General features: G+C 46.1%; 13 protein-coding genes. All 13 read right to left on the bottom strand.

Annotated elements, in window-relative coordinates; all coding sequences use genetic code 11:
• Positions 1 to 6 precede the first annotated feature (6 nt).
• The 13 genes from ABIC22_RS22605 to ABIC22_RS22545 all read right to left on the bottom strand — a co-directional run bounded on the left by ABIC22_RS22605 (position 7) and on the right by ABIC22_RS22545 (position 14,708).
• Positions 7 to 900 (bottom strand): carbohydrate ABC transporter permease, encoded by an 894-nt coding sequence (locus ABIC22_RS22605; RefSeq protein WP_354483940.1) that lies wholly within the window; start codon positions 898 to 900, stop codon positions 7 to 9.
• Positions 901 to 996: 96 nt separating this feature from the next.
• Positions 997 to 2,298: an ABC transporter substrate-binding protein gene (locus tag ABIC22_RS22600; RefSeq protein WP_354483938.1), complete on the bottom strand. Its 1,302-nt coding sequence runs from the start codon at positions 2,296 to 2,298 to the stop codon at positions 997 to 999.
• Between the two features lie 419 nt (positions 2,299 to 2,717).
• Positions 2,718 to 3,122, bottom strand: a complete 405-nt coding sequence (locus ABIC22_RS22595; RefSeq protein ID WP_127536979.1) for a PucR family transcriptional regulator — start codon at positions 3,120 to 3,122, stop codon at positions 2,718 to 2,720.
• Between the two features lie 57 nt (positions 3,123 to 3,179).
• The gene (gene allB / locus ABIC22_RS22590) at positions 3,180 to 4,571 is read right to left on the bottom strand and encodes an allantoinase AllB (protein WP_354483936.1); all 1,392 of its coding nucleotides are present in this window, start codon (positions 4,569 to 4,571) and stop codon (positions 3,180 to 3,182) included.
• Positions 4,572 to 4,623: 52 nt separating this feature from the next.
• Positions 4,624 to 5,679, bottom strand: coding sequence for a DUF6282 family protein (locus tag ABIC22_RS22585; protein WP_354483934.1), 1,056 nt, complete (start codon positions 5,677 to 5,679; stop codon positions 4,624 to 4,626).
• Positions 5,680 to 5,713: 34 nt separating this feature from the next.
• The gene (locus ABIC22_RS22580) at positions 5,714 to 6,583 is read right to left on the bottom strand and encodes a carbohydrate ABC transporter permease (protein WP_127536976.1); all 870 of its coding nucleotides are present in this window, start codon (positions 6,581 to 6,583) and stop codon (positions 5,714 to 5,716) included.
• A gap of 2 nt (positions 6,584 to 6,585) precedes the next feature.
• Positions 6,586 to 7,482, bottom strand: coding sequence for a carbohydrate ABC transporter permease (locus ABIC22_RS22575; RefSeq protein WP_354483931.1), 897 nt, complete (start codon positions 7,480 to 7,482; stop codon positions 6,586 to 6,588).
• A 25-nt stretch (positions 7,483 to 7,507) separates the two neighbouring features.
• A complete protein-coding gene (locus ABIC22_RS22570) occupies positions 7,508 to 8,845 on the bottom strand; it encodes an ABC transporter substrate-binding protein (RefSeq protein ID WP_186811999.1) in 1,338 nt (445 codons plus the stop codon).
• Between the two features lie 74 nt (positions 8,846 to 8,919).
• Positions 8,920 to 9,582, bottom strand: a complete 663-nt coding sequence (locus ABIC22_RS22565) for a GntR family transcriptional regulator (protein ID WP_164764183.1) — start codon at positions 9,580 to 9,582, stop codon at positions 8,920 to 8,922.
• A 377-nt stretch (positions 9,583 to 9,959) separates the two neighbouring features.
• Positions 9,960 to 12,581 (bottom strand): phosphoenolpyruvate synthase, encoded by a 2,622-nt coding sequence (gene ppsA / locus ABIC22_RS22560; RefSeq protein WP_354483928.1) that lies wholly within the window; start codon positions 12,579 to 12,581, stop codon positions 9,960 to 9,962.
• A gap of 561 nt (positions 12,582 to 13,142) precedes the next feature.
• Positions 13,143 to 13,268 carry a sporulation protein YjcZ gene (locus tag ABIC22_RS22555; RefSeq protein WP_153978767.1) on the bottom strand — a complete coding sequence of 42 codons (126 nt, stop codon included), beginning with the start codon at positions 13,266 to 13,268 and terminating at the stop codon, positions 13,143 to 13,145.
• A 282-nt stretch (positions 13,269 to 13,550) separates the two neighbouring features.
• Positions 13,551 to 14,060, bottom strand: coding sequence for a DUF4188 domain-containing protein (locus ABIC22_RS22550; protein ID WP_354483925.1), 510 nt, complete (start codon positions 14,058 to 14,060; stop codon positions 13,551 to 13,553).
• 18 nt (positions 14,061 to 14,078) lie between these two features.
• Positions 14,079 to 14,708 carry a TetR/AcrR family transcriptional regulator gene (locus tag ABIC22_RS22545; protein WP_127536969.1) on the bottom strand — a complete coding sequence of 210 codons (630 nt, stop codon included), beginning with the start codon at positions 14,706 to 14,708 and terminating at the stop codon, positions 14,079 to 14,081.
• Between the last annotated feature and the right edge of the window lie 41 nt (positions 14,709 to 14,749).

Genomic DNA, 14,749 nt, shown 5'->3' with positions numbered 1-14,749 from the left:
CAAATTTTAGTTATCGTAATAAACCCAGTGTCGGGAAGTCCGGTTTACGATTAGCGTGATGATCATAATAACGACGAACAATAACCAGGCCAGCGTTGACGCATAACCCATCTCGTTGTATTTAAATCCGCTGTTATAAATATGCATCATGTACGTGTAGGTGGAGTAGCTGGGGCCACCCTCGGTGAGAATGTACGGCTGCATAAAGATTTGGAAACCACCAATGATCCCCATAACCAGATTAAAATAAAGCGTTGGCGTGATCAGCGGCAGGGTAATCTGCGTAATTTTAACTAAACTACTCGCTCCATCAATCTCAGCACTCTCATATAAGGCTTCCGGAATATCCTGCAGCCCCGCCAGTGTAATGATGATGGAATTCCCGATGGTCCAGATCCCCATAATAATAATTGCCGGCATGGCCCATTTCGTATCGCTTAACCAGTTAGGACCGGTAATACCGAATAGAGAAAGGAAATAATTGATAAAGCCAAACTGGGCATTAAAAATCCAGCCCCAAAGCAAGGTAACCGCAACCCCTGATGTGATATACGGGATATAGAAGCTGGTTCTGAAAAAACCAACTCCCTTTATTTTTTGATTGAGCAGAAGAGCAATCAGAAACGACAGGAGTAAACTGGCCGGAACAGAAACCAACACAAAATATAATGTGTTTAGCAAGGAACGATAAAATAGTGGATCCTGTGTAAAGGCCCTGACGATATTATCTAAGCCGACAAATTGGCCTGAGCCGGTCATATCCATATCGGTGAAAACCAAAAAGATAGAATAACCCATTGGATATAAGGTGAATATTAGAAAACCTAAAAGCCATGGCGAGATAAAAAGGAAGAATTGTTTCTCCTCTCTGTTTTCAATGCGGTTGTTTCGCGCCTTCATTCTTTCGCCTCCAAAGCTGCCTCCTATTGAGACCGGATTAGGATAGAAGGGGGAAGATCGCTCCCCCCTCGTTGTAACCGGGTGTTCATTATTCGTTTATTTACTTTGATGAATGGAGTCGAGAGCGGACTGAATTTGGGATGTATAGGCTTTGGCTGCTTCCTCAGCGGATTTTCCTTGAACAGTGACCTGCTGCCAGGTTTGCTCATAGAGGTCCCCCGCCTTTGCAATGGAGCCACCCCACGGGAAAGTTATGGCATCCTGCAACCCTGTTACGAAATCCACCATGGAGATATCTGTGCCTTCAATTTTCAAGTTGGCAAAAGTACTATCCGCCGATTCTTTTGCCGCAGGAAGATTTACCTTACTGTACAGATCTCCGACCTCTTTATTCAGAGAGACCGTTTTAATATAAGCCCACGCTGCTTCCTTATTTTTTGAATCCTTGTTCATGGCGAAGCCTGTCTGGAATTTAATGTTGACGGTTTTACCAGATGGATCTTTTGGTGGCATCACGATACCCCATTGAAAATTGGAACCGATATTTTTGGCAATCGTCGAAGCTTCAAACACACCTAGCGGATACATCGCAGCTCTGCCTGCAGCGAACATTTGGTCCATAGGCATGCTCTTGGCTGCCGCATCATCCGGCATTGCTTTTGCATTCACCAGGTCTCCGAACAACTGGTACCCCTTCAGAGTGTTGGGATCATCCAGAGTCTGTTTGCTCCAATCTTCGTTATATGGCATCCCGCCGTATATAAAAGGCGCAAAACTTTGCAAGATCCAGTGGGACACAATGCCATAGACCCGGTTGGCACCTTCACCCGAGGAGACCTGTTTGGCTGTTGCCGAAAAATCATCCCAAGTCCAGTCATTCGTTGGGTACGGGAGCCCCGCCTTGTCAAAAATGTCTTTATTATAAGCAATCATAAAATCCGACGCGGTTGTTGGCATGCCTTCGCGTTTTCCGTCCGCATCGACATATCCCCCATCAACCCCCTGTGTTAACAATGCCTCGAGGTCCAGTTGATCCTTCTCAATATAAGGGTTTAAATCTTCGAACCATTTGGATCTCAACCCTTTCCAGTCTGGAGACATCATGATCACATCACCGGCATTTCCAGCAGCAAGAGCTGCATCCAGCTTGACATCAATGTTATCTGCCGGGAGCCAAACTTCATGTACCTTCACTTTTGGATACAATTTTTTGAAAATTTTGGTTGCTTCCTTTCGAGACTGGAGTTCCTCGCCGCCGCCCCACCCAAATACGGTAAGGTCACCGGAAATTTCTCCATTACCCGATGAATTCCTCTCTGCTTGATCACTGTGTGCTGAGCAGGCGGTGATCACTGTCACGAATATTCCGATAAGCAGAATGATTGCAAATTTTCTCATATATATCCTCCTTTTTATACTTAGGCGAGCGACTGGTGTCGTAACCCGATGAATGAATTTGGATTCTCAAGTGGCAATCGAATAAAAAGGAAATACTAATCTATCCTCATGTAATGTCGAGGATCTACAACCTTCCAAACCTGAATTTGTCATTACATTGCAAGGTGAAATGACAGTTAGCGCATATTAAAACACCACTCTTTCTGACTTGTTAGCGTTTCCATCGTTATTTAAAAGTAAGGTTTCTTCGTGCATGATACAATGACATATCCTTAAGAATTATTGATGAATAATCATATTCTGAATTTGAAATCCAGGGTTTCAATTCAATGAATGCCAAAAAAGACGACTCTGATCTCCGCTGTTCAAAACGGTTAGAGTCGCCCTTTTCTCTTTCTATTCTTTCACCTTTTTTGGAATTATGATGTGCGATAACAGCTTCGATAGTCCTGAGTAAGAAGGCTATTGGCAGACGCATTGGCCTTTTCTGCATCAAGCAGTCGGCGGAACAGGAACACCAGATTTAGCAGCAACAGGTTTTCGGTTTCTTTAAGCGGAATACCGATGAGCCGTTCCAACTTCTCCAGTCGGTAAGCTGCTGTATTGCGGTGAATGTACAACCTGGAGGACATTTCATTGATGTGGCCATTACAAATTGCGTACGTTTCCAGTGTCTGTAGAAGCTCAGGATCATAGCCTTCTACTGTAAGCAGGCTGCCAATATAGCGGTCGACATATTGTTGCATTTGCTCTCGCGGAATGTCTTGAACCAATCGGTGAAGATCTTCCTGAACGGCAGACAATCTACCAGCTTTTGCGGTCATTGCTTTCCCTCCTTGAAATGGGACGTACTCTTTTCAAGATCAAGCATGACTAGCTACTTATTTCACCGCTCCCGGGCAGACGATACTGAATTCCCTGCCGGTACCTTGGTTAAGCAATGGCGATGCTTCACTATACGTGATCCGGCCTCGCAGCAGTGTCATCTTAACTTTACAGCCAAAGCTGCGGCCAATGTAAGGGGAATGACGATGCTTCTGATAGAGGTCTGATGCTTTAAGTGTGTAGGAAGCATTTAAGTCAACCAGGGCCAGGTCGGCATCGCAGTTCACTGCAATCCGTCCCTTAGCCTGATCTAGTCCGAATCGTTCGGCTGGGGCACCAGACAACAGACGCGCCAGCAGCGGAAGGGGAACCCCCCTTTTCAGATATCCTTCATCCAGCATCAATTCGAGCGTGCTCTGTACACCGGCAATGCCGCCCCACGTTTCAAACATATCATCCCCTGTCTTCATGCCGGCTGGGCAGGGTGAATGATCCGAAGTTAAAAAGTCAAACCAGCCTTCCTGTAACCTGTCCCATAGCTTCCCCTGTTCTTCCGCATCACGCAGTGGAGGTGCACACTTCGCTACAGCACCCATGACTGCAAAATCATTGTCAGTCAGACATAGATAGTGCGGACAAGTCTCCATGGTTACATCAACTCCCGCTAGCCGGGCTTCACGGATTCGTTTTGCAGCAGATTCACTGCTAATGTGGACAAAATGCAATCGGCATCCGCTCTCGGCTGCATAACGCAGCGCTGTTTCCACTGCTTCCACCTCTGCCTCTATCGGACGTGAAGCGGTATAGCTCGCCGGGTCGAACCGTCCCAAGCTGCGGGCTTCACGAGTGAGCCTTGCAATAGTCGGCTCATGTTCAGCATGGAGTGCCAGCAGCTTGCCTGTCTCCGCAATCATTCGCATCCCTTCTCTGAGGGTTTCGTCGTCTGACCGACGAAATCCGTCCTTGTCCTTGTCCCCCGGAGAAGACATGAAGGCTTTGAAACCGATGACTCCGGCGTCAGCCAACAGCGGCAGCTCCCTAAGATAACCGGGCATAAGTCCACCCCAAAATCCATAGTCCGCATACGTTTTACCAGTCGCGCGGTCTCTTTTTTGCTGAAGTGCACGAACTGTAATTGTAGGAGGAACAGCATTGAGCGGCATATCCAGAAAGCACGTTCCTCCTCCGGCAGCAAGAGCAGCGGAACCCGTCTGGAATCCTTCCCAGGATTCCAGACCCGGCTCATTAAAATGTACATGAGTGTCGATAACACCAGGCATCACCGTCAATCCATTTGCATCAATGATGGGAGTTCCCGAAGGATCAATGTTATCTGCGATTTCAGCAATCAATCCATTCCTAATACCGATATCCTTTCGCTCAACGGCTGCTTCCGTAACGATTGTTCCGCCTGTAATGACTAGATCATACGTTGTTGCGGATTTCATGCTTGCTCCTCCTTATCCATACGTAAGGTTGTAACAGCACATCAGCAATCTTCTATGTGTTCATGCCGATAAGCCTTGCCGGATTTGTCGCTACCATCCGGTAAATATCATCCGGAGCGAATTGATAATCGAGCATGCTGGCAATCATTGTTCTCATCCCTTGCACAGGCGTTGAGGCCGCACGAATCCCATAGTCCGTCCCAAGAACGAACTGATCGATTCCCACTTCACGGATGGTATTCATCCATTTCGTCGCATTCGAGAATCTGCCGAGCTCAGCTCCCATATCCATGTATTCTCGTTCTACATAGTAATGGGTCCGGGGGACATCAGGATACAGCCAATCCACAAGGCATGCCTCTAGAAAAGCACCCCTGGCGGCAGCAGATTTTTGCTCTTCGATTGTCATTTGTCCGCGGACGGGATGAGCGATTAACACCTTCGCTATGCCGTATTGTTCAGCAAGATCCAACAGACGGAGCGCTTCCGGCACAGATACATGACCCGTATTCAGATAGACCTCCGGATGTTCTGCCACCATGCTCAAGATCTCATCCAGTGCTTCTGGAACAGGACCTTCCAGCGGTATTGACGTCGCCACAGACAGCTCTTTCTCCACGAATTTCGGATAGGCATCCTTAAACGGAACAAGCTTGCCATCGATCAGTGTGGACTCGCGCTCAGCTGAATGGCGTGTACAATGTGAACCGAAGCTGATGAAGCGGCAGCCTTCTTCCATATGCAGTGCGGTTTTTACGGAACGCGGATTCATACCGCCATGGCAGGAATTCATCAAATAACCCCCATACGTGTGAATGCCCGGTACATGACGGTTCACTACCCAGGCCATTCCTGAAGCCCAGCCGAATACATCATAGTACACAATGCTCCTCATGCCTGCAGCTGCGGCTTCTTGCGCTACCTGAATCGGGTCCAGATGCCCAGGGTTAGAGTTCAACACCGGCCCTGCATGTACATGACTATCAATGGCACCAATCAGAAGCTCATCTGGCAGTTCCATTGACCTCCGATAAAAGGATTCATTCCATTTCGTACGATCAAGTGTCCGCTTCTGTGGTTGTTCTTGATTGGAATCAAAAGTAAGCATAGTAATCCCTCCGTGAACGATGAATTTTTAGCGATTATCCCTTAATAGCTCCCGCCATAACGCCGGAAATAATCCGCGAACTGAATACAAAATAAATAATCGTGACAGGCAGCATCGATAATATCATTCCGGCCATAAGCTGTGGATAGTTGGTGCTGTGCTGGGACTTGAAATAGGACATCCCGAGCGGAACAGTGCGCAGCGACTCATCATTAAGCAGGACGAGAGCAAATGAAAATTCATTCCAACAGGAGAAAAATTGTAGAATTGCGACCGTTGTCAGTACAGGTACGGCTATCGGCAGGATAATACGGTACATGGTTCCACTGAAGCTAAGGCCGTCGATTGCTGCTGCTTCCTCAATTTCTCTTGGAATGCCCATCACGTAGCTGCTGACCAGCATGATTGGTAAAGACAGGTTAAAGGCAATATAAGGGATGATGAGCGTATACCATTGATCTGCCAGCCCCCAATTTTTAAATAGCAGGTAGATGGGAACAAGCAGAGCGTGAATGGGTACCAGCATACCGAAAAGGTAATAAAAGATCATTGCTCTCTTCCCCTTGAAGTCCAGCCGGGCCGTAATATAGCCTGTTACATATGCAATTGCCGTAATGCCAATGACCGACAGGAAGGTGATCCTCGCACTGTTCCACGATAGCTGCAGCATATTCGTCAGCTTAATCGCTTCCCAATAATTACTAAACTGCGGTGCACTTGGAAGACTAAGAATATTGTTGGCGAATTCTGCTTGCGTTTTCAATGATGAATAACCGATCCAGAGCAGCGGTATGATACAGCTGGCGGTAAAGAGCAGCAACAAGGCGTTCACTGCCAGCTTGGCTGGATTGGGAAGGAACCGACGGGGACTGCGCTGCGATTGTAATTCCAGTTGTAACTCCATTTTTACACACCTCCCTTGTAGTGATTCCGGCGCTGGAGTAGAAGTGTGGAGAGCAGGATCATAAGCATGGTTAGCGTAATGATGGCAATGGCGAGCGCAGAACCGTATCCATACCGGAAACGTAGGAAAGACGTTTCATACGCATATAACGCCATCACCGAGGAAGAGTTACCCGGACCGCCCCCGGTCAGTGCGTAGATATGCTCGAATCCGCGCATATTGTTGGCAATACAGAGCAGTGAAGCAACGACAAGGGTGGGCTTGGCCAAAGGAATGATGATATACCAGGCTTTGCGAACACCTGTTGCTCCATCCAGTTCAGCAACCTCCAGAACTTCCTTATTGATTGACGATAGCCCTGCCAGCATAAGCAGTGTGAAGAACCCGATGTTCTGCCAAGACAGAGGTATGGAGGCCAGCAGAACGATTGGGCCTGTCAGATCCAGCCAGGATTGCACCAATGCTCCCAAGCCAAGTTTGGTTAGTCCGGCATTGAGTAAACCGTAGTTATAGTTGTAGACCAGCATCCATAGAAAAGCGATAATTACCGGGGCAAGTGTAGAGGGGAAATAGCTCATTGTCCGATGCAGCCCTTTTAGTTTTACCATCTTGGACATCAGCAGCAGAGCAAAAACAAAACCGAACCCTACTTGTCCAATCAAGCCATAAGCTGTCATCAGCACATTGTTCAGAAATGAATGCCAGAACACATCATCCTGAATAATTTCCTTGTAGTTTCCCATGCCGATATACGTTTTTTTGGGACCTCCTGTCCAGGAGTAGAAGCTGTCTCGAAGAGCAGCAAGTATGGGAACCAGCACGACAAATGAATAGATAAGAAGACCCGGAAGCAGATATGCCACAAGCACCCAGCCTTTCGGTCGCAGCGCCTTGCCCATGTTCTCACTCCTTTTTAATAATAAGTTATGGATGATTTAAAAAAGTCTCATAGGCTTGTTGTGTTTCCTCAGCCAGCTGCTCGGGTGTTCTGGAACCAGCCATTACACCTTGAATCCCTGTATTTAGCACTTCTACGATCGAAGCATCAAACCAAAGGTCAAAGATTTTAGTCGCGTCTGCTGCAGCGCTGGCCTCGTAAGCAGCCAGGGCTACCGGATGCAGCTTCCCAGTATCGAAGTCTCCGGGATCATAGGCTGGAAATCCTCCGACTTCTGCCATAAGCTTGGCGCTATCCGAACCGGTCATATACTCTAGCATCGTCATGATGGCGTCTAACTTTTCTCCGGCTTCTACCCCAGAGTTAACGCTATAATAGACACCGGCGCCTCCGGAAGAACTGAGCGGATTGCCAAGTCCGTTCTCGACGCCCGGAAAGACGGCAACTCGTGTACTCGCCTTAATCCCATCCGGAGCATTGTTCACGATATTCATTGCTGACCAGATTCCGCTGACAAAGGCAGCCGACCGTCCTTCAAAGTAATAGTTAACCATGGTGTCGTTGTCGACAGAATTCAGGTCCTTATTCAGATAACCGGCTTTCGCCAGCTCACTCATGATGCCAATTCCCTGTATGAAACCTTCATCGGTAAATTTAGCACCATCGCCGTTCAAAATGGACTCCGTCCATTCCGGGCCGTTGATCCGATCAGTCAACGCACTGATCCAGCTGGACATGGCATATCCTTTGGACTTGTCTCCGTATGAGAACAGGTTAATGCCTTTTTCGGCCAGTTTGTCTCCGGCATCCATCAGATCAGGCCAGCTCGCTGGAAACTGATCGTATCCGATGCTTCCAAACAGATCAGCATTATAGTAGATCAGATGCGTAGGCCCTGCTGCAATGGGTATCCCGTAAATTTGACCTTCACGGGTTCCGGCATCCAGGGTTCCGGCACGGTAACCGTCTCGCCATTCAGGGCGCTTGTCCAATTCCTTGTCCAAAGGAAGTACGATTTCGTTGTCCACAAAATTGGTCATCCATGAGCCAGGTACGATGAATACATCAGGCATATCGTCAGCCGCTGCCAGTGCCTGAGCCTTAATGGAATAGTCCTCGTTCTGAAGCTGCTCCTCTATGATCTCGATATCCGGATAATCTTCCCTGAACCGCTTCAGTCCATCAAGTACTGCGGTATCTTCCGGACTTTTGCCGATATTGGATTCCTGATACCTGTGCATGAGCGATATCGTAATGGTATTGCCACTTTCAGCTGCTGATTCCTCGTTCTCTCCACTTCCGCAAGCACTAAGCACAGACGATGCCACCACCATTAACCCCAGCATGAATGACCGTTTGTTCAAATCTCTCCACTCCTTTGGATGCATTTTCAGGTAATTTAGAATCCAAAATTGGATACAATCCTATCCAAAAAAAATCACTTCTGAAAGATCTCTTTAAAATTCAGGACATTGGGCGCCGTTTCTGTGAAATTTAGCGAACGTTCGATTTGCCAGAGATGCTCTGTCATAATGCGAGCTGCCTGCTCACCATCTTGCTGCTGAATCGCCGCTAGCAAGTCTACATGATCATGGCAGAAGCTCTGATCCGTCCCATACAAGGCAATGATGACAGAGGTGAGCGAGATCAACTCCTCGAGAAAATGATAGTAGTAATAGTTATCCGATAGTTCTGCCAGCTTAAGGTGTATATCTACCGTGACATCCAATGCGCCAACGATATCACCTTCATGGCTAGCCTGATGCTCATCCCGGATCAGAGCCTCGATAGGGAATAACTGCTCCGGCTTCACGGTTGCGCATAACTTTTGGACCATTGAGGTTTCGATAACCCTACGCATTTCAAAAACTTCTCTTGCTTCATCAACACTAGGACAAGAGACAAAAGCTCCCCGGTAAGGTATAACCGTGACCAGCTTCTCCATTTCGAGCCTTCTCAGCACGTTTCGGATTGGAGTGCGGCTGACCTCAAAAGCTTCGGCCAGTGCATCCTCCACCAGTTGGGAGTTCGGCAGCAGCTTGTGCTGTGTGATCGCCAGTTTGATGTCCCGGTAGATTTCCCTCTCCTTTCCTTTAGTCATATACGTCATCACTCCATCTCTTCTTAGGGTTACCTACTAATTAAGAATGACTGAACTCTTAATTGAATATTATGATAGTTTTAGTCCTATTGAACGTCAATATATGTAACCTTATTTCGGAAAAATGCACAATAAAATCGACCGATACTCCCGACCTGTCATTTATACACCCTATATAGGTTAATACCTAACATGTTTATGATACGTATTCATTCATGCAGTCATTTGTTAATGTGTAATCCCACGGAGCTTAACTAGAAATTGTCTCGATAAAATAAAAAAAGCCGCTAAAATAGCGACTTTCATCAGAATTGTATTCTTGTCTCTTGGTCAACAATACTGCATCTGTAAGGCAGTTAATGCCGCGGGTTTATCCATTACGACAGCAATTCGATATATCCTTCAGTTCCGTGTAAACGAATTCGCTGCCCATCTTTTATCAATTTGGTCGCATTCTCCACTCCAACAACGGCAGGCAAACCGTATTCACGTGCGATAACAGCTCCATGAGTCATCAGTCCACCTACCTCCGTAACCAAGCCTTTTATGGATAAAAACAATGGAGTCCAGCTGGGATCGGTAAAAGTGGTCACAAGTATATCTCCATCTTCCAGATCCGCCTCCTCCATATTCAGAATGACACGCGCCCGCCCTTCGATCACGCCTGAAGATACAGCCAGACCGACAACAGCTTCAGCAGGGACGTTCCCACGTCTGTACTTGCCTGTAATAATTTCGCCATCAGACGTGATCACGCGTGGCGGAGTTAGTTTTTCATACAATTTGTAATCATTTTTCCGTCTGTCAATGACCTGGTAATCCAATTTCATCGTGCGTACGGTTTCCTGCAGTTCTTCAAAAGAAAGATAGTATATATCCTCCTTATCACGAAGAACATCGGCTTGGACGAGTTGGTCCGCTTCCTTTAGCAAAGCCTGCTTATAAACGAAGTAACGACTAACAATGTCGTATTTCGGATATTCACGATAACCGATGAAATTACGGATCAGGTCGATCATTTGTTTTGTTTCTCTAGCTTTCTGTTTGCCGCCAGGTAATAGCTTCAAACGAGCTAATAAGTCCTGTTCTTTTGACAAAGCTTCCTGTCGTCCTTGTTCAAACTTCCGTTTACTGGCTCCAGACTCAAGGTTCTTGATATTACTGAGGATCATAGGTATCAGAATACTCGGTTTTTCACTCCATCGAGTCCGTGTAATATCGATCTCCCCGGCACATCGCATTCCATATTTATCGAGAAAAGCTGAAATAGCTTCATATGCTTGCTGGCCGCCTTCGAATTGAACCAGTTTATCCATAAAATGATCATCTCTTACTTGTTGTAAGTACTCAATGATTTCCGGATAGAGACGAATCACATCAGCAACATCCAGGAGCTCCATACCCATCTCTGAAGTAATGTTATGAGGTACAGACAAGGAAAGTGTGTCTGCTGCGTTTTTCTCACCTAACCAGTCATCCATCTTTTCATTGATCCATGCGGATGCGTGAAAAGCGGCCATGATCACACTCAAATTTTTCGAGTCAGAAGAACGCTTCTTCCGCTGCTGCATATCTTCCAGAATGCAATCAAATACGTCCAATCCTGCTTTCGTTTGCATCGTATGTTTCAACGCAGATACCGATGTCGCACTACTCTGTATCAAAGCAGTAACAATGGCTGGATCGCTTCCTGCCTCTTCTAATATATCCGCAGGAGACATGCCCTGATGGCTTTTTATAGGTCCCTGTTCGCTTTTGTCAGTCGGGTCCAAAGGAATAAAATCTCCCCGATCTATAATGGTCATTAGTGCATCTTTTATGAGCGGGTCGGAGTGTCCCAAGACACCCAGCAAATTCTGCCTGCCCGCCGAGGTAGACAGACCCTTGGTAATATCGACAAACAGCCTCCCACCCCCCATTTTAAACATGGAGGGGTTGCCCGTTAGCTTCCAGATGGACATTCCTAATGGTTTGATTGGATCTGTCATCATTTGCTGATGACCAACAGATACATACACGTGATTTTCCTCATCTTGTGCTTCAGGAATCGGAAATAAAGTGGTGATGGGTCGGCTCTGAACCATGTAAAATGTATCATCGTCCATACACCATTCGATGTCTTGGGGGCATCCGAAATGTTCTTCGAGCTGTCTACCCAAACGTGCGAGATGTAAAATCTGTTGATCCGTAAGTGTTTGCGTCTTTTGCTGCTCAAGCTGGAGCTGCTTGGTCTCTGTTCCGCCTTCCTTCCGCTCATAAATCGCTACTTTTTTGGTTTCAATTCGCTTACTGACGATTTCCCCATCCTTAACTTGGTAACCATCAGCAGACACTAGGCCGGAAACAAGCGCCTCTCCGAGTCCGAAACTGGCATCGATCGAGATCAGTTTCCGATTGCAAGTGATCGGATCCGCAGTAAATAATACCCCTGATGCCTGCGGGAACACCATTTTTTGAACCACAACAGATAAATAAACTTGGCTGTGGTCAAACCCATTCTGCATCCGGTAAATTACCGCGCGTTCTGTAAATAGAGAAGCCCAGCATTTACGGATATGCTCCAAGATGGCTTCTGTGCCGATAATATTTAAATAGGTGTCTTGTTGACCAGCAAAAGAAGCATGGGGTAAGTCTTCAGCAGTTGCACTTGAGCGCACCGCATAGGCTTGATCCTCACCAAAGCGAGAGAGAGATTGGACGACTGCTTCCACAACATCGGAAGGAATGGCTGCTTCCAAGATGACCCGTTGAATCTCCTTACGGATTTCATTAACACGTTCTCGATCTTCTACCTTAAGCTCAGACAGCTGATCCAACAAAGCATGAACCATTTTATTCTGTTTGATCGCTGTTTGGTATCCGACCGTTGTGACACAAAACCCTTCAGGCACATGAATCCCTTCCAATTTGGATAATAACCCTAAGTGCAGCCCTTTTCCACCAACCAGCCAAAGCTGAGTGTGATCTATTTCTTGAAAATCGCGAACCAGTGAATTCATTCAACCTCTCCTCTATCCGTTAAAATGGAAAAACAAATATGATCGTGTCAGTCCTATTCCCCTCGAATACCTCCTTTCCCCACCTTTCAAAAAATAGCATTGACAAATCAAATTATAAGATGTACTATAAATATAGGAATAATAATACGTACATACTTTTTTTGATTGGTATCTATGACGTTTATCGATTATATCATAGCGTTTTTTTGTGTTCAATTATTTTTTACTAAAAAGAGATGACCTTTGTTTTTAGGGGATCCTCTCTTTTTTTACATACAGTCTGAATAACTTAGCAAACTTTCGTATGTATAAAGAATAGATGCCAGGAAAAATCTATTAAACAAGTGCTCAGAACAGAACTAGGAGATCTCACCATCTCCTGATCGACCCTAACTCCAAACTTCTTAAAAAAAGGAACTGCCGTATTAGCAGTTCCTTTTTTTATATTGCAGGCGAAACTCCGAAACTCCGCTAGCCAGACCAATTATGCTTAAGGCGCAGTTAGTTTTGAAGGTTTACGAGTTCTTTTCTCAGCACTACTTGAGGCTTATTCAGAGTTCATTATACTAAGAAAGCTTTGGAGATGATGACTAACAGAATAAAAAGTACCAGAATTGCACCAATGGACGTAAAACCACCATATCCCCCACCAATTCCTCCTACATTACCATTGCTGTATCCACTCATATTTCTTCCCCCTCTTCTGTGGTATGTGTTAGATTATTCAGAAATGCAAAATTTGACAAGGCTATATACAAAAGGGGCTTATAGCAACGCTGCCTTTGCTTGTTTCCTGTTCGTTCATAAAAAACAAACAGCCGATCACGATGTCGGCTGCCTTATTCTTTTATTCAGTTATGTTTACCCCATTATCTACAAACACGCTACTTCGATACAGGATATCACCATGCGAGCATCAGCTTAGGTTGCACCCATTGTTTGTTTGCTTCGTGGCAATAGACGCTAGCACTAAGGATTCGGAGGTGTTGGAATGGCTGGTTCTCCTTCGCGGCCAAGCCGCCGGCTTGCCGTTTCTTTACGCCCCGTCGCCGGAACGTGGGCTCCCGCTTTTGCCAATCCAAAGGTCGGCATATTGTTGTAAACACATTCATATTGCCCTTCAGGAACCAGATAGGTTTCGTGGAAAATCCCTACATCTCCCCCAGTTCCAACTTTGCGGTTGAAATCCCTCCATGCCTTCAGGTGGTTAGCTCCATGTCGGGCATAGTGCTCCAGGTGTTCAAAGCTCCTCCAATATTGAATGAGTGTAAGTCCACGGCCTGAAAAATGATAGGAACCATCCATGAACCCTAGCTCCTCTTTGTTTCGATACAGCTCCTGAAGCATAGGGGACATGGTATTCATAACAGGTAGCCATTTATGTACCGCCCACCATTTGTTAATCCGAAAACCAATCACGAAAACAACGAAGGAACCTTCCATCTGTGCGGTATAACGACCTGCGATCACTTTAGCCATACATACTCACTCCTTCTCCTATATTTCAAGCAGACCCAGATGCGTATCATAAAAGCGGCTAATATCCGCTGAATTGTACAGTTGAGCCGTCAGAAACGCACCATAGAAAATGGTGAAGCAGATCTGTACCGATTGCTCCAAGGTGAGAGATTTATTGAGCTTACCCACTTGTTGTTCTTCCTTCATGAACTGTTGAAATAAAACAAACATATTAGGCGATTCACTCCCCGCTTCCTCGTGACCTGGAAAGAGCAGCGATACTTCCGCTTGACTCAGTTCAGGCATACAAGGCTGCATGTTCTGTTCTGCAAGAAAGGAAATCAAACTCGGCATCATCCCCGGCCTTAATTGATGCTCCTTAGCAACCTTGGACAGCAAATGGCGGAATGCCTGGAATCCTTTTTTCTCTTCCTGTTCGATCTCGATCATTCGTTCAGTAAGCCAAACCCGCATAAAATAAATCAGCAAATCCTCTTTGCGTTGATAAAACTTGAAAAAAGTGACCTTGGATATTTCAGCAGTCTTGCAGATGTCCTCAATCATGACCTGACTGAACATTCGATCCTTCATTAAGGATAATCCCGCTTCATACAGCGCGATTTTGTTCTTGGCTTTTTTTAATTCCCTTAGTGAGATATCCTGATTCATATTGATTGCATCTCCTCGAAGTTAACTACAGTTAATAAATT

The organism is Paenibacillus sp. PvP094 (assembly GCF_040546835.1).
Lineage (GTDB): Bacteria > Bacillota > Bacilli > Paenibacillales > Paenibacillaceae > Paenibacillus > Paenibacillus illinoisensis.
The sequence above is the reverse complement of the archived record's forward strand: the minus strand, read 5'-3'. Positions and strand labels throughout refer to the sequence as shown.